23 protein-coding genes and 2 pseudogenes are annotated in these 24,330 nt (G+C 59.0%); 11 read left to right on the top strand and 14 right to left on the bottom strand.

Annotated elements, in window-relative coordinates; translation table 11 throughout:
* Nucleotides 1-89: 89 nt before the first annotated feature.
* From AGR1_RS28600 to AGR1_RS28580, 4 genes are all read right to left on the bottom strand, one after another.
* Entirely contained in the window at nucleotides 90-1,082 is a 993-nt protein-coding gene (locus AGR1_RS28600; RefSeq protein ID WP_024897186.1) for a tyrosine-type recombinase/integrase, read from the bottom strand.
* Nucleotides 1,079-2,023, bottom strand: a complete 945-nt coding sequence (locus tag AGR1_RS28595) for a tyrosine-type recombinase/integrase (RefSeq protein ID WP_149145806.1) — start codon at nucleotides 2,021-2,023, stop codon at nucleotides 1,079-1,081. Before AGR1_RS28595 ends, AGR1_RS28600 begins: the two co-directional genes overlap by 4 nt.
* On the bottom strand, nucleotides 2,020-3,240 hold the full coding sequence (locus AGR1_RS28590; protein WP_024897184.1) for a site-specific integrase: 1,221 nt from the start codon (nucleotides 3,238-3,240) through the stop codon (nucleotides 2,020-2,022). Before AGR1_RS28590 ends, AGR1_RS28595 begins: the two co-directional genes overlap by 4 nt.
* A gap of 497 nt (nucleotides 3,241-3,737) precedes the next feature.
* Entirely contained in the window at nucleotides 3,738-4,610 is an 873-nt protein-coding gene (locus AGR1_RS28580) for a LysR family transcriptional regulator (RefSeq protein WP_061498856.1), read from the bottom strand.
* Between the two features lie 160 nt (nucleotides 4,611-4,770).
* On the opposite strand from AGR1_RS28580, the gene AGR1_RS28575 reads away from it, so the two are divergent.
* From AGR1_RS28575 to AGR1_RS28550, 6 genes and pseudogenes are all read left to right on the top strand, one after another.
* Nucleotides 4,771-5,490: a hypothetical protein gene (locus AGR1_RS28575; RefSeq protein WP_108462684.1), complete on the top strand. Its 720-nt coding sequence runs from the start codon at nucleotides 4,771-4,773 to the stop codon at nucleotides 5,488-5,490.
* A 637-nt stretch (nucleotides 5,491-6,127) separates the two neighbouring features.
* Nucleotides 6,128-6,430: pseudogene (locus AGR1_RS28570) on the top strand (zincin-like metallopeptidase domain-containing protein); the annotation flags it as partial.
* Nucleotides 6,430-6,975, top strand: a complete 546-nt coding sequence (locus AGR1_RS28565; protein ID WP_011982962.1) for a hypothetical protein — start codon at nucleotides 6,430-6,432, stop codon at nucleotides 6,973-6,975. The pseudogene AGR1_RS28570 and the gene AGR1_RS28565, both read left to right, overlap by 1 nt.
* Entirely contained in the window at nucleotides 6,975-7,916 is a 942-nt protein-coding gene (locus AGR1_RS28560; RefSeq protein WP_125269954.1) for a hypothetical protein, read from the top strand. Before AGR1_RS28565 ends, AGR1_RS28560 begins: the two co-directional genes overlap by 1 nt.
* A complete protein-coding gene (locus tag AGR1_RS28555) occupies nucleotides 7,909-8,250 on the top strand; it encodes a hypothetical protein (protein ID WP_198650704.1) in 342 nt (113 codons plus the stop codon). Before AGR1_RS28560 ends, AGR1_RS28555 begins: the two co-directional genes overlap by 8 nt.
* A 561-nt stretch (nucleotides 8,251-8,811) precedes the next feature.
* A complete protein-coding gene (locus AGR1_RS28550) occupies nucleotides 8,812-9,126 on the top strand; it encodes a DUF736 domain-containing protein (RefSeq protein WP_035226669.1) in 315 nt (104 codons plus the stop codon).
* Nucleotides 9,127-9,235: 109 nt separating this feature from the next.
* Here the strand turns inward: AGR1_RS28550 and AGR1_RS28545 are convergent, their stop codons facing one another.
* The gene (locus AGR1_RS28545; RefSeq protein WP_011982965.1) at nucleotides 9,236-9,514 is read right to left on the bottom strand and encodes an HU family DNA-binding protein; all 279 of its coding nucleotides are present in this window, start codon (nucleotides 9,512-9,514) and stop codon (nucleotides 9,236-9,238) included.
* Between the two features lie 473 nt (nucleotides 9,515-9,987).
* On the opposite strand from AGR1_RS28545, the gene AGR1_RS29745 reads away from it, so the two are divergent.
* On the top strand, nucleotides 9,988-10,158 hold the full coding sequence (locus tag AGR1_RS29745; RefSeq protein WP_011982966.1) for a hypothetical protein: 171 nt from the start codon (nucleotides 9,988-9,990) through the stop codon (nucleotides 10,156-10,158).
* Between the two features lie 583 nt (nucleotides 10,159-10,741).
* Here AGR1_RS29745 and AGR1_RS28535 read toward each other — a convergent pair.
* A pseudogene (locus tag AGR1_RS28535) lies at nucleotides 10,742-10,978 on the bottom strand (WGR domain-containing protein); the annotation flags it as partial.
* An 84-nt stretch (nucleotides 10,979-11,062) separates the two neighbouring features.
* A complete protein-coding gene (locus AGR1_RS28530) occupies nucleotides 11,063-11,461 on the bottom strand; it encodes a thermonuclease family protein (RefSeq protein ID WP_246669773.1) in 399 nt (132 codons plus the stop codon).
* 611 nt (nucleotides 11,462-12,072) lie between these two features.
* Between AGR1_RS28530 and AGR1_RS28525 the strand changes: the two genes are divergently transcribed.
* On the top strand, nucleotides 12,073-12,507 hold the full coding sequence (locus AGR1_RS28525; protein WP_011982969.1) for a DUF3846 domain-containing protein: 435 nt from the start codon (nucleotides 12,073-12,075) through the stop codon (nucleotides 12,505-12,507).
* A 391-nt stretch (nucleotides 12,508-12,898) separates the two neighbouring features.
* Entirely contained in the window at nucleotides 12,899-13,222 is a 324-nt protein-coding gene (locus tag AGR1_RS28520) for a hypothetical protein (RefSeq protein WP_011982970.1), read from the top strand.
* Between the two features lie 1,374 nt (nucleotides 13,223-14,596).
* Here the strand turns inward: AGR1_RS28520 and AGR1_RS28515 are convergent.
* Entirely contained in the window at nucleotides 14,597-15,001 is a 405-nt protein-coding gene (locus AGR1_RS28515) for a helix-turn-helix domain-containing protein (protein WP_036589573.1), read from the bottom strand.
* A gap of 99 nt (nucleotides 15,002-15,100) precedes the next feature.
* On the opposite strand from AGR1_RS28515, the gene AGR1_RS28510 reads away from it, so the two are divergent.
* Nucleotides 15,101-15,988, top strand: coding sequence for an NmrA/HSCARG family protein (locus AGR1_RS28510; protein ID WP_036589575.1), 888 nt, complete (start codon nucleotides 15,101-15,103; stop codon nucleotides 15,986-15,988).
* A gap of 183 nt (nucleotides 15,989-16,171) precedes the next feature.
* On the opposite strand, the gene AGR1_RS28505 is transcribed toward AGR1_RS28510, so the two are convergent.
* The 6 genes from AGR1_RS28505 to AGR1_RS28475 form a co-directional block, all read right to left on the bottom strand.
* Nucleotides 16,172-17,086: a nucleotidyl transferase AbiEii/AbiGii toxin family protein gene (locus AGR1_RS28505; RefSeq protein ID WP_036589577.1), complete on the bottom strand. Its 915-nt coding sequence runs from the start codon at nucleotides 17,084-17,086 to the stop codon at nucleotides 16,172-16,174.
* On the bottom strand, nucleotides 17,076-17,486 hold the full coding sequence (locus AGR1_RS28500; protein ID WP_036589581.1) for a DUF6088 family protein: 411 nt from the start codon (nucleotides 17,484-17,486) through the stop codon (nucleotides 17,076-17,078). The genes AGR1_RS28505 and AGR1_RS28500 overlap by 11 nt, the downstream gene beginning before the upstream one ends.
* A 492-nt stretch (nucleotides 17,487-17,978) precedes the next feature.
* Nucleotides 17,979-19,100 carry an SAVED domain-containing protein gene (locus AGR1_RS28490; protein ID WP_072492868.1) on the bottom strand — a complete coding sequence of 374 codons (1,122 nt, stop codon included), beginning with the start codon at nucleotides 19,098-19,100 and terminating at the stop codon, nucleotides 17,979-17,981.
* Between the two features lie 11 nt (nucleotides 19,101-19,111).
* A complete protein-coding gene (locus AGR1_RS28485) occupies nucleotides 19,112-19,573 on the bottom strand; it encodes a Mov34/MPN/PAD-1 family protein (RefSeq protein ID WP_107341216.1) in 462 nt (153 codons plus the stop codon).
* Entirely contained in the window at nucleotides 19,570-21,279 is a 1,710-nt protein-coding gene (locus AGR1_RS28480; protein ID WP_062653229.1) for a ThiF family adenylyltransferase, read from the bottom strand. Before AGR1_RS28480 ends, AGR1_RS28485 begins: the two co-directional genes overlap by 4 nt.
* On the bottom strand, nucleotides 21,276-22,496 hold the full coding sequence (locus AGR1_RS28475) for a nucleotidyltransferase (RefSeq protein WP_036589601.1): 1,221 nt from the start codon (nucleotides 22,494-22,496) through the stop codon (nucleotides 21,276-21,278). The genes AGR1_RS28480 and AGR1_RS28475 overlap by 4 nt, the downstream gene beginning before the upstream one ends.
* Nucleotides 22,497-22,701: 205 nt before the next feature.
* Between AGR1_RS28475 and AGR1_RS28470 the strand changes: the two genes are divergently transcribed.
* Nucleotides 22,702-23,766 carry an XRE family transcriptional regulator gene (locus AGR1_RS28470; protein WP_062653253.1) on the top strand — a complete coding sequence of 355 codons (1,065 nt, stop codon included), beginning with the start codon at nucleotides 22,702-22,704 and terminating at the stop codon, nucleotides 23,764-23,766.
* Nucleotides 23,767-24,330: the final 564 nt, after the last annotated feature.

Here is a 24,330-nt window from a genome sequence, read left to right as displayed (position 1 = left end):
AACCCATTATGCCGTAAGCTGGATTATGCCGCATGGCCGAGTTCGGCGGCCGTTGCGTCTGCTGTCGGCCATGCGGCAGTTCGGCATAATCAGAGCGTTTCGAGGAAAGCGAGCAGCTCATCGCTTGGGCGATAACGCCCGGTATGCGTTTCTGGGCTGGCAACCTGCGCGAGCGCCTTTTCCTTCAGCCGCATGTCGGCGTGGATATAGATCTGGGTTGTTTCCACGGATTCGTGCCCAAGCCATAGAGCGATCACGGATTGGTCGACACCATGATGCAGCAATTCCATCGCCGTGCTGTGCCGCAACGTGTGCGGCGTGACGCGCTTGCCTGCGAGGCTCGGGCAAACTCGTGATGCTGCTAGGCAATGCTTGCGCACCAGGTGTTCCAACGCATCGCGACTGAGCCGCTCGCCCCGGATCGACGGGAACAATGGCCCATCGCTGTTACGGCGTTCGCCTATCCAGCCCTGAATCAGCTTAGCTGTATCGCGACGAAGAGGAGTGCTGCGTTCTTTCCGCCCCTTTCCGATGCAGCGGATGTAGGCGCCAGTCCCAAGAACCACGTCCTTGCAGCGCAGATTGATCAGTTCTGACGCTCGCAATCCGGTCTGAAGCGCAAGCAGCAACAGAGCGTGATCACGGCGTCCCACCCATATCGTTCGATTTGGTGCTGCGAGCAGCGCCGCGATCTCTTGAGCGTCAAGGAACGTCACGCTTCGCTTCACATACCGCTTGTTCGGCATCGAGAGAATACGCTGGCAATGAAGAAGCCAGCTCGGATCGGTCATTGCGACGTAGCGGAAGAATGATCGGATCGCGGCAAGGCGTGTATTGCGGGTGCGCGCCGTGTTGCCGCGCGCCGTTTCCACATGGGTCAGGAAGTCGGCAACGAGATCGGCGTCGAGATCCTCGATCGTGAGCTTCGTCGGCGGCTTCCCGCACCTGGAACTCGCATACCGGATCAGCAACCGGAATGTGTCCCGGTAGCCAGCGACGGTGTGGCGGCTCGCCTCCATTTGCGTAGAGAGCCGGTCGGTGAAGAAGCGTTGGATCAGCGCGGGGAAGTTGGTCGCCTTCATCGGATTCCCGCCTCCGCCGCCACGCCAGTCATTCGGGACGAAGCCAGTTCCAGCAGTTCCGGGACCGCTTCCAGATACCAATAGGTATTGGCAGGGCTTGCATGACCCAGCCATGTCGTGAGCTTGATCATCTCGCGGCTGACATCTTTGCCCGACCGGTACCAGTTCAGCATGGTCCGCACCGCGAAGGTGTGGCGAAGATCGTGAATGCGCGGCCCACGGCCATGTCGAAGATAAAGCTGCGGCTCTCGTAGCCCAATCTGCTGGCACACATGCGCGAAGTTGTAGCGGGCGCTGCAATCGCCAAGACGATGCCCCTCGCAGGTCACGAAGAATGCTCCCGGCCTGCGCCCGAGCAGCCGGTCCCGCTCGCGGCCGTAGCTTTCGAGCCGTTGCACGACGCTATGATCCAGCGGCAGCAATCGCTCCTTGCCGAGTTTGCCCTGCCGGACGTGAAGAATGCCGGATTCAACCTCCAGGTCAGCAGGATCGAGACCGAGAGCTTCGCTGATCCGAAGTCCGGTCACGGCGATCAGCCCGAAGAGCGTCGAGCAGGTCAGGCCACGCAGGCCGTAGACCGATGGTAACGTCCGCGCCTGATCGATGATCGCAACGATTTCAGCTTCGCTATAAATATATGGATGCACGCGTTGAAGGCGGCCAGGCACCAATCCTCGGGGTGGAGCCTCGTGCCTCGGATCAATGCCATGCAACCATTCCGCAAATTGACGGGCCACCCTGAAGCGTGTTGCCCGGGTTCCGGGACTGGCGGATGGCAGGCTCTCGAGCCAGCGCATGACCAGATTGGTGTTCACGTGCTGCGCGCCATCGCGGTCGGCGAAGGTGGCGAAGCGACGGAGTATCCGTGCATCGGTACTCAGATCGGCGCCGAGGACTCTTCTGAGAGTCACGTAGCGGTCAAGTTCGGCAAGGAAGCTCATCGTGCCTCCTCCGCGACGGGCCAAGATTGGGCGATGGAGCGTAGGCCATCCGTGTCGAGTTTCGCGTAGATCATCGTCGTCGCCCGCGACCGATGCCGTAGCAGATCGCCGATTTCCTCAAGCGATGCGCCGGAGCGCACCATATTCGTCGCTAGGCTGTGGCGCAGAACATGCGAGCCCACATAGGGCGTCGGCGGCTTCACGCCCGTCGCCGCGAACGCTTCCTTCAAGATGTCGTTTATGACCTGGCTGTCCTTGAATGGGCGGTTTGGCGCTCGGTGCGTCACGAACAGCGTGCGCGTGGTCGTTGACGTTCGCTCCTGCTGCAAATAGCCGATGATGGCTTCGCCGACGTCGGGCGGGATTGGCAACCGATCATGACGCTGGCCTTTTCCACGGACCAGCAACTCGCCGGCCCGCCAGTCCACGTCATCAAGCTGCATCGCGATGACCTCCGGTGCGCGCAAGCCGAGGCGGGCCATCAGCATCAGCATTGCGTAGTCGCGGGCGCCGCGCCGCGGATTGACCCGTACCGAGGCCAGAACTGCCTCCACCTCATCGGGAGACAGATGACGCGGAAGCCTGGCGCCCCAGGGCTTATGCGTCCTAGGCACGCTGAGCGACAGGTTGGTCGTCGTCAGGCCCTGTGCGAACAGATACTGGAAGAAGCTGCGCAGATGCGTGGCCGGCGTCTTGTCGCGGAACGGGTGCTTGCGCGCGAGCAGGTGCTCCATGAACGCCACGACATCCCGGATGTTCATCGCCGGAAGATCGAGCATATTGTCACCAAAGCGATGATCGAGGAAGCGATCCGCGAACCGCAGCACATGATAAATCGTTCGCGGGCTGAGGCCGCGCTGCTGCAGAAGATAGGTTTCAAAATTGCTCAGCAACTCTGCACGTTCGGCCTGCGCAGGTGTCAACGGTGGCCGTGTCGCCACCCCGATCTCAATCAGATGCGCGACAAACAGCCTGGCAAGATTGGGAACCTTGATCTGGCTTTTTGGTGTGACCGGCAACCGTCGCCCTAGTTCGACGGCAAGTTCTGGCGTCAACGCCGAGGGTGCAATGCCCTCGGTTTCGAGCAATCGCCCGAAGCGGCGAAGCAGGTATCGGTAATTCGCCAGGGTATCGGGTTTGTAGTTCTTTGCAGAAAGACTGTCCTCGAACGACGCGAAGTAGGGATCAAGGGAGGTAGTCTGATCTGATATTTCCATTTCTTGCGCTCCATGTTGTTGGAGCGACAACCTTCACGACAAAGACATATCTTTCGACCATATTTTGCGACAGCTTCCGACCCCATTGTCGCCGTTCGGAGCGCCGCGTTCGGCGCCCGAAACCTGCCGTTCATTCACTTCCACCCGACGGCAAAGTCGGGGCCGTCTGCTGAAGAGGTCATCAGGGAAATCAAGCGGCTCTTCAAGATTGAAAAGAACCCACCCACTGTTACCCGCGCCGAAGGTCGCCTCACGCGGCGCGGTGGCTTCTTGAAGAGTACGGCCTCGTCACCGACGACTATCACCGCACACAATGGGTGTGGTTCGCTGTGACCTTCACCGCAATCTGGCGCAATTTCTCCAGCGCTAAGTGGCGGATTGCGGGCGAGATCTCGAAGAAAAGTAGAACGGACGTTCGAGCGTGATGCCGCGAAAGTCTGGTCTGAGCCCAAAGTGACGAATGCTGCACGATGGGCGAATGTCGATTACCGACCTCACTACGCCAGCGTGCGCGTCATCTCACGGATCAGATCATTTGTCTCTGGTCTCGTCGTTTGGTGCCGATATCGAAGGGCCAAAACAGTTCTTGATATTTCAAGGCCATCGATGGGTTTCGACACCAGGCCCATGTCCGAAGGAATAGCGGTGGCTGGCAGGATCACCGCACCTGACCCTTGCCGAGCAAGTTCAACTAACCAATCCACGCGATTTGACCGATAGGCCGCGTAGAGTTCGTGACCATGATCCGCGCAGGCCCCATGCAAAACATCCCGCATTTCGCAATTTAGGCGGTCAAGCATGTCAGTTTTAGCAAGAGCCGAAAGAGAGATCGCATTTAGTTCAGACAACGGATGCGACTTTGACACCACGACCTTGTAGTCCTCTTCATAGAGATGGTCTATACGATAGAGGTCTTCACTGACCTTCTCTGCGGTGACTACAACGTCAAATTCACCATCTCGTAACCCGGCAAGAAGCTCGGAGGTTGACGCAACGATCAATTCGATTTCGGCTTGCGGCAATCGCGTACGAGTACGCTCCATAGCTGCCGAAATCCTGTTGTGGCCAATCGTTTCGCCGACACCGACAGAGATTGGAACCCGCTCCAAGCGCATATGACGGACCGCCTCTGCCTTAGCCTGTCGCGTCTCATCGTGAACCTTCTGCAACCTTGGCTGCATGAGTTTACCGAGGGACGTAGGCCTGCATCCCGCACGGTCCCTGACAAACAGGTCACCTCCAAGCTCGTCTTCAAGTTTCTTGATCGCAGTCGTCAAGGAAGGTTGGGAGACATTGGAGGCACTGGCTGCGTGGGTGAAGTTTCGGTGCTCGCAGACGGCAAGAAAATACCTGATCTGGTTCATTTCCATCGCCACATTCTCCGTCACATCTCATTTCAGGCCATCAAAACAAGTTCGATAGTCCACGTCTATCAAAGAATAGAATTTCGGAATTGGAGCCCGGCGCACCCAGCATGGGACAAGAGTGCATCGAAACCAAACACGATGCACTTTAAATCAGGAGACGACCATGAAAGCGCAAATCCTTCAGACATTCGCCGCACTGGCTCTGTTCACAACTTCTGCAACTGCACAGGACAACGCAATGGAAAATCATACTGCCAGCTACATCGCCATGCCCGCCGCCGAAGGCCAGACCGGAGCCTTCGCGGAGTTTCTGGCAGGTGCCGCACCTATCGTGCGGGAAACAGAGACGGGAACTGTACTTTGGTTTGCTCTGCAAGCCGACGATATGCTCGCAATCTTTGACATCTTCGCAGATGAAGAAGCACGCGACGCTCACTTCTCAGGAGCGGTTGCTGCGGCTTTGAAGCAAAACGCCGACGCGCTGGTCGACGGAGGATGGGACGACGGTGTTGTCGCGAATATCAACAACTCCGATGTCCTGTCGGTAAAGGCGCCGGTTGATCTCTACACGGCAACGACCGCAACTTACATCAAGCTCGAAGCTGCTCCAGGTAAAGGCCCCGAATTGGCAGCCTTGCTGACCGCCGCCGGCCCCATCGTCGCAGAAACTGAACCCAAGACATTGTTCTGGGCGGCGCTGCAGATTGACGGGAACAACTTCGCCATCTTCGACATCTTTGCCGACAACTCTGGCCGCGAAGCGCACTTTGCCGGACAAGTCGCCGGACTCCTGAATGAAAAGGCTTCAGAATTGATCTCAGGTGGATGGGACGACGGTGTGGTGGCAAACGTCCACAATTTCGAAATCCTCGCTACCAAGTAATCTAGAGGTGACTTGAGAAAGAAGTGCCAGGTGCAATCCATCGGGCGCTTTGATGCTTGAATTTAGATTCACGCAAACGCGGCCATGCCGGAACTGGCAAGCGAAGCTCGCACTCGCCTCCGGCTTGGTAAGGGCGGCTATCGGCGGGAACATGTCCGCGCATTCGCCCAACACGCCGAGATCGCGGACGACGCGATCTACATCGAGGGCAGCAAAAAACACCCTATTGAGGACGCCGGTAGCCACCAAAGGAGGAAAGTCGGCGGGAATCGGCGTTCCCGGTTTTTACCAAAGTGGCGGACCGGGTGGGATTCGAACATATACGCCGAAGTAATCGGCTTGCGCTTGGCTACGCCGTGAGCAATGTCGGCTTTCGGGACGCCGCAAGCGGCAGTCGAACGGCCGGAAAGGGGGCGCATTGCGGTCAAAGTACAGTAGCCTGCTGAACGGCCGCTTTCCCGGCTTGGGCGCCCAGAAGCGGTCGGGCAGCTTGCCACCCCATACTCGCCTTCTTCAAAGCGCTCTGATTATGCCGAACTGCCGCATGGCCGACAGCAGACGCAGCAGCCGCCGAACTCGGCCATGCGGCATAATCCAGCTTACGGCATAATGACCCTTATGCCGATATCGGCATAAGACGCATTGGACGGCAAGTCCGGAGCGGGTCGGACGCGACCTCAGCCGCTATGCCAAGGACAGATCGGAGCGTAGCCGCGAAGAGCTAATTGCCGAGCTGGGCAGCGTTTTTTTAGCCGCGGACGTGGGAATTTCGCCCGAGCTCGAACCACGGCCCGACCATGCAAGCTACCTCCACTCATGGTTGAAGGTATTGGGTGAAGATAAGCGCGCAATCTTCCAGGCAGCGGCCCATGCGCAACGCGCCACCGCCTATCTGCATGGCTTGCAGCCGAACGGTGCTGAACACAGGGAGGCTGCGTGATGGCCCTCCCGTGCACGAGATTGCTCATCCTGGCGTGCTCGGCGACCAAACGCAACGATCCCCGATACATGCCGGCCATCGACCGCTACGATGGCCCGCTCTGGCGGACGCTGCGCACGGTCGATCCGCGAAGGGAGAAGGCGCAAGTCGCCTTTCTCTCCGCCCATCTCGGCTTCCGCGCTGCAGACATGCCGATCGAAATCTACGATGCCCGTATGACGGAAACTATGGTCGCTGCGATGAAGAGGGGCGATCTCGGAACACGCTGGCCGCGACCGACGTCTCATGCCCGCGTCATGCCGTCTGGCGAACATCCGGGAATGCACATCGCTTCGCTCACCGAGCATCGGAAATTTGCCTTTTGCGACGTCGCGCTCGCCGGCGGGCATCTCTATCTCGACGTCATGCGGCACCTTGTCGATCTGTTTTGTAAAGGCGGCTATGTCGCCGGTGACGCCCGGATCACGGAGATCAATGAATCCATCGGTTTCATGCGACGCGCCCTGCGCCGGTGGCTCGTCGACCAGAACGGGGAGGCGGGCTGATGGCGTATTCTCCGCTTGTCCCGAACCAGGTCACCGGATCCTCTGAAATCCGGCTGCGGGCGCTCAGCCTCGGTGCTGGCGTGCAATCGACCACTATGGCCCTGATGGCGGCCCATGGAGAGATCGGTCCGATGCCCGATTGCGCCATCTTCGCAGACACCGGATGGGAACCGAAGGCCGTCTATGATCATCTCGCATGGCTGATGTCATCCAATGTCCTGCCATTCCCGGTCCATATCGTCTCGAACGGAAACATCCGCAACCAGCTCATGGAGGCAGGCGCTGGCAACCGCTGGGCCTCCATTCCCGCCTTCACCCGCACGGTAACGCCAGTCGGTTCCCGTGTGCCGATCCTCGATGAAGATGAGGAGGGCGAAATTGTCACCGTCGGCACACGCCAGACCAGAACCGAGACAATCTCGATTGGCATGATCCGACGCCAATGCACCTCCGACTACAAGATCGTTCCGATCCGCAGGAAGGTCCGCGAGCTTGCCGGGCTCACCCGCCGGCGGTCTCCCGACGCACCGGTTGTGGAACAATGGATCGGCATCAGCCTTGATGAAGTCGTCAGAATGAAACCAAGTCGGGAGGCATGGCAAATCAACCGATGGCCGCTCATCGAACAGCGCATGAGCCGACGCGATTGCCTTGCGTGGCTGCGCCGCCATGACTATCCCGAGCCCCCGAAATCCGCCTGCATCGGGTGCCCCTTCCATGACGATGCACGCTGGCGCTTCATGCGCGATCACGACACCGATGCCTGGATCGATGCGGTCGAGGTCGACCGCGCCATTCGCAGCGGATTGCGCGGCATTCGCGGGCAGGTCTTTCTCCATCGCTCGGGCGTGCCGCTCGATCGGGCGGACCTGTCGACGGCCGCCGACCACGGTCAGCTCGATCTGTGGCCGAATGAATGCGAGGGGATGTGCGGTGTCTGATCGATCCTCCAGCGCCGAAGTGCGCAACCCTCTTCTGCAACTGCCCGCGGCGCAAAAAATGCGATCTCTGCCACCGGAAGCGCGTGCGGTTCTGGCAGAGCTTCTGCGGGAACTGTCGTTTGACGCGCGGGAACGCGCCGAACGGAGCTGGCGACAGAACAAGGCGCCGATGGCGGTCTACTGGAAAGCCGTTGCCGTCTATGCCGGGCATCTCTATCGGATCGCGCGTCTGACAGGAGCCCGGCGCGATCGGGCGAGCGCAACCCGTGCCTCAGAGGCGGAAGTCGGCAATGGCGCCCCTGGACATGACACCCGGCGTTCTGATCGGCGGTGAACCGGACAAGGCGGTCTTCATCCCTTTCGGCAGGGTTGCCGACGGCAGATATCAGGTGCCGCCGCTGACGCATCACAGGGATGAGATGAGCTGTGCCGTGCGTCGGTGAAGTCCATCCGTGCGCTGCCTCAAACGCAACGGGAGGGGCAGGCGGAAAACCCACCGTCCCGGAAAAAGTCGTCGCCGGACGAAAGCGCCAGCATGCGGCCGATCACGAACGTCCGTGCCACCGAAAGGGTTCGTTTGAAGCAGGGGACCGCCGAGACCCCGCGCCCTGCCAGGTTCCTCCGCCCTGGACACCGGTGCACCCACGCAGACCTCGATGGAACTGGTGTGACCGCAAGACGCCTGCGGCTCGATCGGCCGACCGCAACGACCGGCCCGGACTATTTTCCGCCGCCCGGCAGGCCGGGCTTTGCATCGCGAAACAAAATAGCCCGCTCCAGCCGCCCTCCACTGCGTTCCGGCCCCTGAAGGGGTGCAGTACCGATCGCTCCCGGTCCTTACACCGTCATCGAGGCAGCGATGGGCGCAGCCCGATCACACGAAAGGAACCAAGTCATGGCAGTCATCGGCGAATTCACCACCAACGGCAACACCATCGTCGGCAACGTTCGCACTCTAACCGTCGCAATGAAGGCCCGCCTCAATCCCATCGAGCGCGTCTCCCGCGACGCCCCGGACTTCCGCGTCACCTCTGGCGCCGCCGAAGTGGGAGCCGGCTGGAACTCGGTCTCGGCGAACGGCGAGCCCTACATCTCCCTCAAGCTCGACGATCCGAGCTTCAACGCCCCGATCAACGCCGCCCTGTGGCCGGCCGAAAAAGAAGGCGACTACGTCCTCGTCTGGTCCCGCCCGAACCGCGAGGCCGCATGACCGGGATCCACGAATGGCCCCGCCGCGAGGCGGGGTCGTTCGCAAAAAGCAACAAAGCCGGAGCCGGGCAGCGAGCCAGGATCCGGCTTTGTCATTGTCATGGGATGCCTCAGGCGTTGAGTGCGTCCTTTACGGCCTTGCCCGGCGTAAACGCCAGCTTCTTCGCGGCCGCGATCTTGATCGTCGCCCCGGTTGCCGGGTTGCGCCCCTCGCGCTCCGGTGTTTCCTTCAGCTTGAATTTGCCAAAGCTCGGAATGGACGTCTCCGCACCGGCCAGCGCCGCCTCGGTAATCTGCCGGAAGACGCTCTCCACAATCGCCTTGGCCTGCACCTTGCTAAGGTTCTGCTCGGACGCGATCTTGTCAGCAATTTCATTGGTCGTGGTCATGATATAACAGCTCCTCGTGTTTCACACCTTCCGGTATGATCTTGAAGATGCCGCAACGATAAGTGCGAAACATCCGCATTCGACCGAAAAGGCGCGAAAACCACAGGAATTATGCGTCTTCGGGTGTCCCTGAGGCCCGGCGGGCCATCTACCCCCGTCCAATGGACAAGGCCGACGAACAGGTCAGGTCTCTCCCGATACGATGAAGAAGCAGGCGGGTATCGAACCCGCCTGCTTCTTTCCGGTGCCATACGGAGAGGTGGGGTCTGCTCAGATCGTCCCATTGTGCCGTTCGGAAATGACGGCCTCAAGGACGCATGGTTCCCCCAATTTGCTCCGCCCGCCCTGCCGGGCAGGTTCCGCAAATCGGCTCCCCCATACGCCGGCTTCGCCGGTCGCGTGCCGCGATCCTTGACCCCGCCATCCCCTCACGCCGCTGGTCCCCGTCTTTCACAAACGTCAAGGAGACGACGATGACCTATGCCCTCGAAATCCAGGTTGAAGAGTTGCGCGCCGAGATGCGGGCCGTAGTCGATGCCGCAGAGCGCCGCCAGATCAAGGCCGAGCTCGAACTCGCCCAGGCTGAGCTGGCCGCCGCGCTTGCCGAACAGGACGGCAGCCATTCCTCGGAGCCTCCGTTCTGACGGAGGCTTCTGCCGCAGTTGCCGGCCCAGCCCGCCGGATCGACCGGCGGCCAGGGCCCGACGCTTCGCTTCGCCACCGACCACACCAATACCGCAGCCTGCATCCCACCGGAAGAGATCGGGAAGGTTGCCGCGTCGTTCCTTTAGATCCCCTGTCATCGGCATCGGGGATGTTGCAGCCCGGTCGTTGCACTGCAACCTGCCGGCAACGGAGTTTTCCCCGCCTTCGGCTCCTCGCGCTTCAAAATTCCGTCGCCGGCAGGTCCTCCGCATACGCTGCGGCCCTTTCGGGTGCAGCACGCCTTTCCGGGCCGCGGCCTATCCCCGCAATGACACGTTATCGAAAGGAGTAAACATCATGCGCCAACTCGCCCAATTCCTCACCGCCACCGGTCGCCGGCTGCGCGCACTCGGCAAAGTCGCCGGCCATTTCTTCCGCAAAGGCAAACTCGGCCTCAAGCTCGCAATCAAGATCCCGTTCTTCGTCGAGATCGAGATCGCCTTCGAGACGGACTGGGACCGGCGCCGATAAGGCACCAGTCGAGGCCTGCTCGCGCGGGCCTCGTTCCACCTGACGTCCCGCCGGGCGATAGCCGCGTGTCCGCTTCTGGCGAACGAGATCGAGAAACAGCAGCACCGCCTCCTCTTCACGCTGGAAGATATGCGCCTTCGACTGGCCGCGCGCGCCGATGCGTCCCCAGCGGCGCGTCAGCCGGGTCTCTCCAAACAGGGTCTCCGAGATATCCATGGCATAATAACGAGCCATGTTCATCGAGACGTCCCTGCGTTCGATATAAAGCTGATAGGGCTGGGCAATCATGACGACAGAATCGTCGATTGCCGATTCTGCGTCCAACCAGAGATTTGAATCGGTCAGGCCCGACCGATTCATCTCGGTGATGGATCAATCGCACCAGGGATGCCGTGCGCCGTCCCAGCGCCGCGCCAGACCTTCAGCAACCAGAATGTCGCCGATGGACTGCCCGTCGCGGACAACCCTGCGCAACTTCCGGCCATACCTGTCCTCGTCCCGATCACCCGCCACAAGCGAGAATGCCCCGTCATTGAGGAGGTCGAGCAAACGTGTCTTCGCCGCCTCGCCCTTGATCCTCTCCGCCTTACACCGCGGCGGGCTGAGTTCCGGCGTGTCGATATCCGCAATCCTGATCTTCTGATCACCAAGCCAGAACGTGTCGCCGTCGACCACGCAGTCGCGATGCGGTCCATTCGGACAGATATCGAAGCGAACCGAAACCGGAGCGTTTGCCCGTGCAGACATCGGCGGCCCGAGATCAACGATGATGTCCTGCGTTGCGACAAGATAACCGCCAAACACCACCAAAGCGATGATGGTCGCCAATACGATGCTGCTGGGTCGGATACGGCTGCGTTTCCACCTCGGCCGTTTCGGCGGTCTTCGTTCAGCCGTGGCGGCTGGTTTCCGCTTGTCGGTTCGTTTGCTTCGCTCGTCATCGAGCTTGACGATCTTCTTCAATGCCTGCCGTTCCTCGCAATCTGTTTCGTTTCCCGCCTTATCCGAATATTTGCGGAGTGAAAGGGGATTGAGGGCGAGCCGCTACGCGGACGGCTCTATTCGCTGCGCGAACGGAGCCCGCAAGCGGTCTCCGCCGATGCCGGTGACGATCCTCTCCCTCGGCTGCGCCGACGGAAATCGCCTTTGGCGATCCATTCCGGTCTGATCGGGAAAAGAGGGCGCCGCCCTCTCTCCCCAGCAAGGTCCAGTCGCCGGTCTCCCCGTCCTTCCGCGCCGGCTTGTGCAGGACGGGTGATCCCCCTCCGGCGCCTGCGCCTTGCCCCCCTCTCACCCGCCGCTCCGCGCGCGCTCGGGAAGCAGGAGCGGGGCCTGCTTCCTGACGAAAGGCCCTTCGCTTCGCGAACCGAAGGAGCTTCAAAATGACCCTCAACGCCTATCTTGTCGAAGTCGAAACCCGCAGCATCCGTATGGTGACGATCGATCCGGCAAACAGCCTTGCCGACATTCGCCGTCATATCGGATGCAACCTCATCGACATGGTGAGGATCGACCGGAACCATTGCATCATCGTTGACGACAACGGGCTGATGGACGAGATCCCATGCTTCACCGAGGTGGCGGATTATGCAAGTCCGCTGGCCGGCAATCTCCTGATCGTCGGTACCGACCAGTTTGGCGAAACCGTTTCACCGCAGCGGCCCATCGAGGATTTTGCCGCCATCCTGACGATCCGGTTCCCGGTCCTGTCACCGACTTTCGAGGCAATCAGCGGACCGCATGTATTCGGCAGCCGCGTCAGCGGTTTTACCGCCACGCTGAAGGCCGCCAATCCGGCCGTCATCGCCACGGTGTGAGGGCGACAGAAGGGGGCGGCAATCCCGTCCCCGCTCACCCGATACGACGCGCTAAGGACCCGACGGATGGGTCTGTCATCGCACCTTCGCCGGGTGGTCCGGATCGACCGGCCCGCCCGGCGGCAAGAGGGCCTAGCCCTCTCACACTCTCCCTCAACACGGACACGGCGCCCCTGGCGCCGTGGGCTCTTCTTCTCTGACTTCCCATTTTGCACCCGCCACTCCGGCGTCAAGGACTGCGCGGTTCCCCCAATTTTCAGGCGCCGCCTTTGGGCGTCGTCAGAAAATCGGCTCCCCCGCTTGCCGCCTCCGGCGGCCGCGTTCCGCGATCCCTGACCCCTCGCGGCTATCGTGCGGACTCCTTCCGTCAGAAAACGAAAGGAGACTTCCTATGACACAGCGCAAGATCAAATACATCGATGGTGGAAGCCCGGAATACTGGCGGCAGCGCACCGAGGGGTTCCGTCTCATCCGCGAGGCAGAACGGGCACTGATCCGTGTCAAAAACGCGCCGCAATACATTGCCGGCAGCTGGGACGAAGACTATGGCGACTATGAGCCGGTCGAAAATCTCGGCCCCTATGACGATATGGATGAGGCAATCCGAGCCATCGAAGCCAATGAGACGGCCGTCGACATCCTCGTTGCCCAGCGCCGGACCCATTTCGGCGACTGGCCTGTCGCCGCCGTGATCCGCGAACTGGGGACCGACTGATATGAAGACGAGAGGCGGCACGGTCGCCTCTCGTCTTTTCCGCGTGGTCCTGACCGCTTGCCGGCATCGAGCCTGCGCGCGGTCTTGAGGGGCGAGACTTGCCGCCTCTCCCCTCAAACTCCCCTCTCCCTGCGGTGCGGGGCAGGCCCCGCCCGGCCTCCCGGGCCGGTAAACGGACGCTGCCGCGACTTCCCCAAACAATACGGAGAGGAGGATCGTCCTGCGCTGCGCCCTCATGCTTCGGGCATCCGCTCCAGACGATCCTCCTCTCCTGCGGTGCGTTCGCCGCCCAGTCGTTCGCATGTCATCGATGTCCGCTCCCTGCGGTCACGGGCATCCCGACTGCTCCCGACGGCGGCTCACTTCAGCATCTCTCACCACCATGTCCGGCCCACGCGCTATTCCTCCTCCGCGGATCACAGGCGATACACCTGTGATCGCTGTTGCATCGTCTGACGACTCGCAACAGCATTGGCGGGTCGGGCACGTGGGCTGGACATGGTGGTGAGAGATGGCAGGATAGGCTATTGGTATACCAATAGCCGTTTCGCCCCAGGGGCGATGGTCGCCTGGGCGACCGGGCATCTCCGTGATCTGCAATTTTTGCCAGAGTTGGGCAAAAACGACGGGCGCGAGCGATCGATGTACGGCCGGAAGTGAGGAGGGCGGTTCCGCCTGTTTTGAGGGGTTCCCGGAGCCTTCATCCGGCTGAAGATATCCCGTAATTCCGGTGATCGGCGATTGTGCGGTTAAGTGAATAAGCGAATAAGTGGGCGGGTGGTTCAGCGAATCCGCGGCTGAGCGATGGTGTTAATGAGTGCTTCGCCGAGTGAGTGCATCGGCAAATAAGCGAATGAGTGGCTCGGTGCTTGGCTGAATAGGTACATCGGCAGATCGGCAAAGAAGCGTATCGGCGAAATGACACAATGCATATTCACCGAATAGGTAACGCGGTGAACCGGCGGATGCGCGACCAGGCGAATCCGTGATTGGGCAAGTCGGTGAATGAGCGAATCGGTGTTCAGGCCAACCGGAGAATCGGTGAATCAGCGAAGACGCGAAGCGGTGAAACGGTGAAGCGGTGAAGCGGTGAAACACCGGTTGGGCGAAGAGGTGAGTCCGCCAACTGGTTGTTCTGTCATTGTGCAAACCGGCGAATGCTCCAATCGGCAAATAGGTCAATGAGCGAACCGTCGTTTTGATACGACAGGCCCAAACATCCCCGTGGGCACGATCGACAACAACAGATCACAAAATGGGGCTTGCGACCTTGAACGTAGCCGTTGAGCGCGGAACCAATAACGCGGAAAGCGGGCCTGGCGAAACGGTTACCTGGAGCGGCCTCTCCACCTCAGCTCTTCTCGGGGATCTGATCTAAGACTCTGCCCGGTCGTAAGTGCTCCGGCGCGCCTTGATGGTGTCCAGATTGTCGTGGACCCAGAAGTTAAATCCGTCGAGGGCGCGCAAAGCTCCATGGGCGATCTCTGTCAGTTCGTATTCGACACGCGGCGGCACTTCGGGAAAATAGTGACGTACAACAAATCCGTCGCGCTCGAGATTTCGCAGCGTGAGCGTCAGCATGCGCTGGGTGATCTCACCGACCTCTTTTCTCAATGTCGAAAAGCGGAGCCGATGATCTTCCGCGACAGAAAGACGCCAAAGAACTGGCAGAGTCCATTTGTCACTCAGCAGGCTGCAGACCCCGTTTGACGGTATGGGTCTGAAGTGTCTGTCGTTTTCTGATCCGCGCGATGGACCGGCATCGATCTGTATATCCAAGGGTATCGTCCTTGTGCCTGATGCTGAAAAATGTGCCGTCTTCCGGCAGAATTACATTCGTATATATAGATGGCCCTTGTTTTAACGCGAGGGTTTCAAGTGACCAATAGCAAGCACCCCATTCTGGTTTTCGGCGCTACCGGAAGGCAAGGCGGATCTGTCGCCAAAGCCTTGTTGAAGGCGGGATGGCCTGTTCGCGCACTCGTTCCGGACTCCACCAAAGCTGCATCGCTGCAATTGCGGAATTCAGGTGTCGAGCTTGTGCAGGGTTCATTTGAAGAGACCAAAGTAGTCCGCACAGCGATGAAAGACGCTTACGGTGTCTTTAGCGTACTGCCAGCCAGCCTGGCTGCCGAAGACGAAGTCCGTCATGGTATATCGATTGCGGATATCGCTGCTGAAACCGGCGTCAACCATTTTGTTTATTCCTCAGGCGCCAGCGTGGGGAATGAACTGACAGGCGTTCCGCGTTTCGACGCCAAGCCTCGTATCGAAGCCCATATTCGACAGCTCGACATGACTACGACCATCATCCGGCCGATGATTTTCATGGAAATGCTGGTGCGACCTGGCTTCGGTCTGGATGAGGGCCGGCTGGTGTCCCTGATCCGATCCGACCATTCCATTCAGCTTACCGCCGTGGAAGACATCGGCAGGTTTGTCGCTGCCGTGCTTGCCGACAAGTCCCGCTTTGGCGGCGCAACACTTAAGATCGCCAGCGACCGCCTGACCGGGCGCGAGCTTGCGGTCATACTCAGCGAAGCAATTGGTCGTCCGATAGCCTACGAACGGTTTCCGGAAGATGTTCTGGCTGCAAACGCTGATCTCGCCCATATGGCGGAGAGTCTGGAAGACGGGCCGCTCGCCGAGCAGGTCGATCTGGAACTCATGCGCGAAATCAACCCCGACCTGCTGACTTTCAGGTCCTGGCTTGCGCGCAGTGGGCGCAGGTCGCTCGATGCAGCTTTGTCGGTATCAGCCTCGTGAAACTGCGCAAGCCTCAAGAATCGCAATCAAGCATCAACGGGGACAGGCTTGTCAGGTAGCTTGCGACCCTATTGCTGCCATTTTAGGTCGGGTGACCCGTTAGCAACACCGGCCTAGCAGGGCGGCTGTCGATGGGGTCTGCGTTTCCGGTCAATGTTCCAGTCTTCATCGGCGAAACCGCCCTTAGGCTTCGCGGACTTTCTGCGCAAAGCGTTCTACAACGGTGAAGGCCTCCGCGAAACTTGGCCGCGCGCCGTATACCATGTCGCCCATGAGCTTTTCGTAGTGCGCAGCGAATTCAGCATGCGTCGCCATTATCTCGAACGTCTTGAGCGTCTCAGCGCGAGGATCTGACTTGTAGTCCGGATATTTGTCCGCCCGGTCACTTTTTGACTCGGTCACCATGGTATCCAATGCAATCGCAACTGCTGTATCAAGGTCGTACGTACCATCCATGCGTGAAATGTCATAGACATGACGGACCAGCGTATGGTCTAGCGGCTCGTGCCCGGCAAAAGCAAAACCTGCCCGGCGCCCGAGCGCGACGAACTTGTCGGCAGCCGTTTCCACCAGACGAACGCATTTAACATCGTTGGCCTCGGCCGGCCGACCGGTGGCTTCTCCGACGAATGAGGTGACCGAACACAACTCCGGGGCCGTGCAGATCGGAAATGCCGCGATTTCGATCTTGATCTCCGGGCGTAGGACACCCTCGCCCTTGGCGATCGGCTCGTAGGGCAGGTCGTATCGCACATAAGAGCCGTTCTGGAGTACCCGCACGTGGCCCTCGACCGTGAAGCCGGCGTCTTGCAGACGTTTGCTTACCGCACGTCTCATACGCTTGAGGGACCCGCGCTCACCTGCATTTTCCCCTACGATGCGCAAGTCTATGTCTTCTGACATGCGTTCGAGCAGACGATATGCCCGGCCGAGCGCCGTCCCGCCACCGAAAGCCAACGTCAGTCCGTCGACCTCTACGTCGTGGATCGCCGCGAGGGCACGCACGACGAACCAGTCCTTTTCGACGAGGGCCGTCGAGGGCAGGGCGAAGTAGTCCTGCACCTCGAGCAGCGTCTGCAGGTCCGGCTTATCGCTCAACGCGAAGCTCCGTACGGCCGTCGGATAGCCGGCGGCTGAAACGTTTCCCGACCTTGACGGTAAGATTAACCGGGACCTGGGTGGACTGCCCCCTATTATAGGCCTGGGTGCTGTCACCTTGCTCCCAAGGGACCCCGAGTTTGTTCAGGGCCTGGAGGGCAGCACCGTGAAACCCGTTTGAACTGGAGACCATAACCCGCCCCGACAGCCGTGACCGTACGGCCCGGGCATAGACACCATAGCCCAGGCGTATGAGTGCGCCATCCTTTACCAATGCTCTCAGGGCCCGAAGAACCTGATCGTCGCCGCTCAGGTCAGCAAAATCGCGCGGAATGAAGACGTCGGTCTTCTTCGTCCGGCTAACTCTTGTCCTGATCCGTTGCTTCAATGTCTGATCCATGATCGGCTTCCCGTTACAAAAACCCGACACTGAATATATGCAAAAACCCGACACATGGCAACCTTGTCCCATTACGTGATACTCGCTTCTGGAAAAGATGTGCCGAAGAAAACAAACAGGCAAAAGCCAGGGTACTGGCTTCGGACAAGCTTGTCGGCGAGCAACGGGACGTCTGCGATTTTCGATGCGCATCCACGGCTGTTGCAGGCTGAACCACCATAGCATCGGTTGCGATACAACACCGTTCAAAGAACAAAAGTTTCAAGCGGTCACGCTGGCGATTGCTGAACGCTCGAATGATGGGCAAGCGGTCCATTTCCATCACGTCTTGCATCGGGACCACGAGACTGTTGATCCCCGCGCGAAACTCGACCGGCTCCTGATGGAGGTTGGCCTTGAGATCAGTGCCCGGTCCGAAAATGAGCTAACACTTCTCAAATGCACCATACGCTCAGGCGTTCGCCATATCCCAGCTGTCCTCGAGGCTCACCCTTACGTTCGTTCCGGAAATCTCGCAGCGCCTTCATCCGTCTGAATCACATGGGCAACATTTACCCCGGCAACAGGCATCTCGATTCCCCACGGGTATCGCCGTTCCTGGGAACGTTCAAACTGATAGACAGCGACCCTCGGTAGATTTCGCTTGTCATATCGACGAGCGAGATTGAACACGACACTGTTCTGGGCTGCCAGAACCAGATGGACTTGCTCCACGCCTTTTGCATCGAGCTGTTTCAAGACGCCGAGGAACTGATCGGCCAGCGCTGACTGCCTCGCCTGAGACCAATGAGATGATTGCAGGTCAGGCAATGTCATCCTGACAATCGGGCAGTTAAACGTCGTTGCGAGATCCTCGGTTTTCACCATATACGAAGCCGAGATCGCGAGAACGACTTCCCGCTGTGCCCCGACCTGTTCCAAACCGGTAATTTCAAAACGCGATGCATCGTCTTGACCGTCAAGCAGGCGCCAACGGCTTGCAACCCGATCCCAATCCATGACGACAATATCGCCTTCGTCGTCCAGAAGCAGACCGGTCAAAAAGGTCAATGGGACGGCCGTCAGGCCGCCATAGACTGTTGTCAGGTCGCTACGTTCGTTGCCCTTCTGCGCCTGATGGACCCAGGTTTTCATTGCGGCAACAGGTGGAAGGAGATCTTCCGGCTCGACGATCATACCATCCTTGCGCTGCCGCAGATCGAGCATGTAGTCGATACGCGTGCCCGTGATGCTTTCGGGTACGGCGGATTTGAGCGATGATCCATCATCATCGCGCAAACCTCTCCCCTCGATGACAAAGACTTTTTTTCGCGCAAGACGCTGTTGCTCCTTCGCATAACGTATCCAGGCCCACACGGCCGATCCCAGCATAAGGGTGATGCAGACGACCGTGATGATCCAGAGAATACTATCGGGCACAGCACCTGCCGTCCCGAACTCTATCGATCCGGGCTCACCTCCGATGGTACCGGAATATTTGAAGACCCAGTTTACCCCGTGGATTGCAACCAAGACCGCAACGGCTCCGCGGAAAATCCAGCTTTCAGCATGACGGGCTCGCACGAACCACGAGACCAAAGATCGAACAACAAAATCTAGTGTATTCCAGTTCATCGCGATGCCCCTCAATTTGCGCGCAGGTCGATCATTTCAGGCGGGAGTGCACGCCGGTGCAGGCTCGCTGATGCATTGAAACGGCCCCAGAACCCAAGCTTCACAATCAGGAGCACGGCAAAACCGATATCTCTTTCACCATCAACCAGTTCCTGCATGGAGCGCACGTCAGTGAGGCTTGGCCGAACCGAGAAACTTGGATGGGAATGCCATTCGCCCAAGTAGTTGAATGCTTGATAATTGTGACCTGTTCGGTCGAAAAACGCATCCAGCGCATGGCGGTGATGATCAGCATCACGCACAAAGTGGGCATTGGCTCCTGACGCTTCGTCCACCGAGAAGTCTAGAACGGAGAAATGGCCGCTTGCAATCTCCTGTCCCATGAGAATGCCGCCGATTTCACGCAATCCGGCTCGTCTCAACGGTAACTTCATGCGATCACGGATCTGCCTGGAGAGTGTGATCCTGATCACGCATTCACCTTCGGAAACAGCGATGCAAGGAGCTCTTTGAGCTCTTCGGATGAAGCCAGTTCCTGGGTACCACCCCAGTCACCTTCCTGCCGAAGATCGATTGGCCAGGTATCAAAGGGCGCACGGAAAATCCATTCGGCCACCAGTCCGATCGCGTAGGCAGAGCAAGGAAAGACACTTTGCTCGCGCGTGAGAATATCCAGAATGAACCTGGACGCATGGTTGGCAATCACGCTGACATCAGCGTCATCGGCGATCAACGGTGGGGCGTTATCTCGCTCGATCCCATAGTCCGTTTCGGTTGCGGCGATCCAGGGCACGTTATGATTATCGCACCATGCGCGGATTTGGCTGCGCGCTTCGGTAGGGATCGGATCAAACCCCGGGCGGACCCTAGCAATGATGCCGCCGATTCCGCCCGCAAAGACCTGACACCAGACCATGGGTTTGCTATGACGACGGGCAATGGCTGCAACGAGGTTGAACGCACGGGGGTCTGCCGTCGCGTCGACCAATAGGTCGGCTTGGACCAGCTCCTCCATAACGGACTCTGTCGACCCCGCACTTTCCTGCTGACCGAGTGCAATCCGCCGAACGGAAATGTCTGCGTTTGCCACCAGATTCTGCAGGCGGGCTGCAAGCGCATCGACCTTGTGTTGACCGATTGCCTGCGCATCAAGATCATTCCTGACAAGGTTTGCCTGGAAGAAGACATCGTCATCGACCAGCGTGAAATTGCTTACGCCAGATCGCGCGAGCGTGCTTGCGATTTTTGAACCCACAGAACCGCAGCCAACGATTGCGATCCGCTTTTGGGCCAAGCTGGCGTAACCCGCAGGCAGCCTTCCGGAGACGCTTGGGGCGACAATTATCTTATAGCCAAAGACACTCTGTTTGCCCTCATAGGGGTAAAGATTTAGCGCGACCCAATGGTTCTCGTTTCCAAGCAACACAAAACCATCGAATGGGTTCTTGGGAAGTTTTGCCAGCAGGTCTGGAAACTCTACCGGCATCACTTCGGCGAAATCTTTGGGGCTTAGGCGGAAGCGGTCAACATTTCGCGTTGTCCGGATAACGAACCCATTTGCGACCGAGGAGTGCGAGGGTTGCGGCGCATTCTGGGCCCACAATATCCCTCCTTCACCTACGCTCATGAGCGATGCGACCCAGGTTGGCTTGGCGAGCCGATCCCAGACGGTGATGGCTGTCGGAACATCAACGGGCAAAGCTGCAAGAACCGTCGCGGCGCTGTCGTTAAGAATGAAGCGCGTAAACTCCCCACGGGTCTCCCTGCCGATTGATGCCTGATGCGCTGAGCGGACGATACCGGGCTCGTTTTCGCCTGGTCGCTCTCCTGACAGAAGACGATGGGCGCTTTCAACCATCATTGCGCCGGTGATCGAAGGAGCCCAGTTGTCCGGCCTGAACTCGAGGCAGAGCTCACCGCCGGGGCCGTACTGATGCCAAGAAAGGCGCCGTTCATCGCGGGGCTGCACCATTGGTGGTGTGTCGGGAAAGGTGGACGGATATGTCATGGAGAGACCAAACGTCTCTGCGCCATGTTGCACGTCGAAATCCACGATCAGATGAAGATCATCTCCCAGCCGCCAGGAGATACCCGACAACCAGCCATCGCGCTCAGACAATTGCGCGATCGCAGTTCGCTCGGCTTTCGCACGGGCAACGTCGGTAAGCCACCAGCTCATGCAAATCCCTTCGGCGTAGTGGGAACCCGAGCGGCATTTCCAAAAGACGGAATCGCTGCGACCGGCGCGATGGGAGCCACCGACGCCGCCCTCAGGAGCCCGCTGCCGCCGCCGATGCGGCGCGTGGCACGATCCGACAATGCTGCGCCCATACGGGCCGACACCGCCTCGTTCATACCCTGCAACGTCGCGGCACGGGCAGCCCGACCGAAGTCTTCCCGTGCTTGGTTGAGCCATCGAAAGAAGGCCTCGGCCTTGCGCGGGTTCTTTTCCCACTTGTCAGCAAAATTTTCGAAAGGGTCGGTCGGGTTTGGAATGATGAATTTGGACCCGTCATGCTGGATATATCGATCCATTGCGTTGAGGATGGAGAAGAGAGCGCCGGCAATGGTGTCCTCCTGACCGTACGCGTGGCCAGACAGGGTCGTGATGATGACGGAAATAGGTTTCAAGTCGGCCTCGTGAGCGAACATATTGTCGCGATGCCGCTTCAAAATCATCACCGCGGCTTGCAGCGGTGTGCGTACGCGGAAGTCCGGTAGTTGCTCGACGCTCGCCGTCACGCCTCGCTGGCGCAACGATTCCACCAGCTCCCGCTTCCGCCGCGCGAGGACCACGGCCATTCGTGACTTGAACCATTCCCCGTACCCCTTAGGATTGGAGCGCGGCCAATCATACGTCTTCTGCCTGTAGGTCGGGACTTCCCGGTCGGTGATGGCGATGGCAGTATCTGCCCAACGTACGTCGAAATGGGCACGCTCCAGGAGAAGTCGCTGTTCCATCCCGTTAGGAAGGGCAGGCACGATATCCATGTGGAATTGCGCACCGTCGGCATAGGAAAGCACCCAGCAGCGTCTACCCTCTTCCACAGGCTTCGTCATGCCTTTGGCATCATGATAGGCTTTGATTTCGAAACCAAGAAGCTGTTTCAGGTCGAACTGGGTAAGGTCACCTTTCGCAAGCTTCTTGAGCTCGCAAACCGAGTCGACGTCATACTCCTCGGAATCGTTTATCGGCCGGATTGCGGTTCCGAGTCGAAACGATCCCTGCACGTAAACGGTCGGATCAAAATTGCGAACCGTGCTTTCAGGCCGATGAAACCAGTCGCCGAGAGACCTATAGCTTCTTTCCGCCTGCTCATACCGGGATTCCGGAATGGCCAGTTCCTCCGCCATCGCCTGAAGAAATCTCTCAACCTGATCGTCCGTACCCGCCATATCCAGCTCCATTTGTCGTCTTGTCCGCCTGCAACTCGCCATAGCGGCAGCAGTCGCGGCGCCCTATTGTCCGGTTTACAAAGGTGGGCCAAACGCCGCAGCGCTCCGGATATGGGAGTGCATTCTTCAACCTGCAAGGGAACTTGGTTTACAGATGTGAGTTATGCCCAGCGTTATGGAAACTGACAGTTACAAGGAGGCCATCATGATCGGAAACAAGCTTAAGGTTGCCCGATCGGCATCGGGATTCTCGTTGCGCGCTCTTGCGGATGCCATGGAGCGGATCGTTTCGGCGCAAGCCATTGGAAAATATGAACGAAACGAGGACATGCCAAGTTCTGGAATTCTGATGGCGTTGGCCAAGGCCCTCGCCGTCTCGGAAGAATACCTTCTCAGTGACGATGAGCTTTCGCTGGAGGGTGTAGATTTCCGAAAAAAAGTAGGAACGTCCTCCAAGGAAGTAGCAACGCTGGAGGCGCGTGCCATCCACATGCTAGAGCGCTATCTTGCCGTTGAAGACCTGCTTCATTTGCGGAGCGTAGAGTGGGAGCAGCCACGGAGCGCGCCGCATCCAGTCACCGATGTTCGCGATGCCGAGGATGCGGCCCGATCCGTCCGCGACGATTGGGGTCTCGGCAACGATCCGATTCCACAGCTTGCAGAGTTGCTTGAAGAACGAGGAATAAAGGTTTTATCACTCGATCTCGACAGTGTGGATGGGCTCGCCGCCAAGGTTCGACGTAAGGAGCGCGAAGCTGCGCGAGTGATTGTCGTCAAGCGCAGCACCTGGTCCGAGCGCAAAAGATTTAACCTTGCACATGAATTGGGGCACATGGTCATTGCGCCGTGCGACGGGGTTGACGAGGAAAAAGCCGCACATCGCTTCGCTGGCGCTTTCCTGATGCCGGCCGATGTTTTGCGTGCAGAGGTTGGCGCGCATCGATCGTCGATCAGCATTGGAGAGCTGGTTGCTTTGAAGAAACGTTTCGGTGTGAGCGTCCAGGCGCTTGCATACCGTTGTCAGGATCTCGGCATCATCAGTCAGGCTGCTTGCACACGACTCTTCAAGATCTTTTCAGAAAGAGGATGGCGCGATGCGCCCTATGAGGAGCCGGAAAGCTTGGCTCCTGAAGTAGAAGAGCCCAGGCGCTTCGAGCGCCTGTGCTTCCGCGCCCTAGCTGAGGGCGTTATCGGCGAAACGCGGGCTGCTGAACTGCTTGGTATTTCCGTTCGCGAACTCGACCGGAGGCTGGACCAGGTGGCGGCTTGAACGGTGTCCGTTTTGGTTTCCGATGCGTTAGTTCTGTTCGACCTGAAACGACCCAGTGTTCTGGAAGGAATGTTTCTGCTGCCGTTTGAATTTGCTGTACAGCTTGGGCTTAAGGTCGAGACATTGACGTCCGGCGAACTCCGTCGGGCGAGCCTCGTTAGCCGGAAAGCGCAACTGTCGAGGATGTGTCCGAACGGTAATTCTCCAGCCCCAAGGCGGTCGGCGCAACACCCGCGAATCTCAGTGGAACACGACCGGATTGCTTTGGGCCGGTTCCACCACCAAACCTGACTTCCCCATCTTGAGCGTTTCGATTATGACTGCTACAAACTTGTATTGAAGTGCAAGTTTTGTCGCTGTATTCTCAGCATGTTCGATGACATTTCTTTCTTGCAGCAAGGCGACGAGCGTCGGCTATGCACTGATCTCTGCGAGTTCTTCCAGTAAAATAGCAAGGCGGGTTTCCCACTGACAAGCCACCGATCGCTTCTGGGGTCGGAACAAGAGCAGTCCGAAATCGTACGCTAAGGTCGAACGAAACCGGAACGATGCCGTAGATCCGAT

Source organism: Agrobacterium sp. B1(2019) (assembly GCF_008274755.1).
Classification (GTDB): domain Bacteria; phylum Pseudomonadota; class Alphaproteobacteria; order Rhizobiales; family Rhizobiaceae; genus Agrobacterium; species Agrobacterium salinitolerans.
The sequence above is the reverse complement of the archived record's forward strand: the minus strand, read 5'-3'. Positions and strand labels throughout refer to the sequence as shown.

Coding starts and splice junctions, on each gene's coding strand:
- AGR1_RS28600 (WP_024897186.1), bottom strand. CDS start 1,082: ATGAAGGCGACCAACTTCCCCGCGCTGATCCAACGCTTCTTCACCGAC.
- AGR1_RS28595 (WP_149145806.1), bottom strand. CDS start 2,023: ATGAGCTTCCTTGCCGAACTTGACCGCTACGTGACTCTCAGAAGAGTC.
- AGR1_RS28590 (WP_024897184.1), bottom strand. CDS start 3,240: ATGGAAATATCAGATCAGACTACCTCCCTTGATCCCTACTTCGCGTCG.
- AGR1_RS28580 (WP_061498856.1), bottom strand. CDS start 4,610: ATGGAAATGAACCAGATCAGGTATTTTCTTGCCGTCTGCGAGCACCGA.
- AGR1_RS28575 (WP_108462684.1), top strand. CDS start 4,771: ATGAAAGCGCAAATCCTTCAGACATTCGCCGCACTGGCTCTGTTCACA.
- AGR1_RS28565 (WP_011982962.1), top strand. CDS start 6,430: ATGGCCCTCCCGTGCACGAGATTGCTCATCCTGGCGTGCTCGGCGACC.
- AGR1_RS28560 (WP_125269954.1), top strand. CDS start 6,975: ATGGCGTATTCTCCGCTTGTCCCGAACCAGGTCACCGGATCCTCTGAA.
- AGR1_RS28550 (WP_035226669.1), top strand. CDS start 8,812: ATGGCAGTCATCGGCGAATTCACCACCAACGGCAACACCATCGTCGGC.
- AGR1_RS28545 (WP_011982965.1), bottom strand. CDS start 9,514: ATGACCACGACCAATGAAATTGCTGACAAGATCGCGTCCGAGCAGAAC.
- AGR1_RS29745 (WP_011982966.1), top strand. CDS start 9,988: ATGACCTATGCCCTCGAAATCCAGGTTGAAGAGTTGCGCGCCGAGATG.
- AGR1_RS28525 (WP_011982969.1), top strand. CDS start 12,073: ATGACCCTCAACGCCTATCTTGTCGAAGTCGAAACCCGCAGCATCCGT.
- AGR1_RS28520 (WP_011982970.1), top strand. CDS start 12,899: ATGACACAGCGCAAGATCAAATACATCGATGGTGGAAGCCCGGAATAC.
- AGR1_RS28500 (WP_036589581.1), bottom strand. CDS start 17,486: ATGGATCAGACATTGAAGCAACGGATCAGGACAAGAGTTAGCCGGACG.
- AGR1_RS28490 (WP_072492868.1), bottom strand. CDS start 19,100: ATGAACTGGAATACACTAGATTTTGTTGTTCGATCTTTGGTCTCGTGG.
- AGR1_RS28480 (WP_062653229.1), bottom strand. CDS start 21,279: ATGAGCTGGTGGCTTACCGACGTTGCCCGTGCGAAAGCCGAGCGAACT.
- AGR1_RS28475 (WP_036589601.1), bottom strand. CDS start 22,496: ATGGCGGGTACGGACGATCAGGTTGAGAGATTTCTTCAGGCGATGGCG.
- AGR1_RS28470 (WP_062653253.1), top strand. CDS start 22,702: ATGATCGGAAACAAGCTTAAGGTTGCCCGATCGGCATCGGGATTCTCG.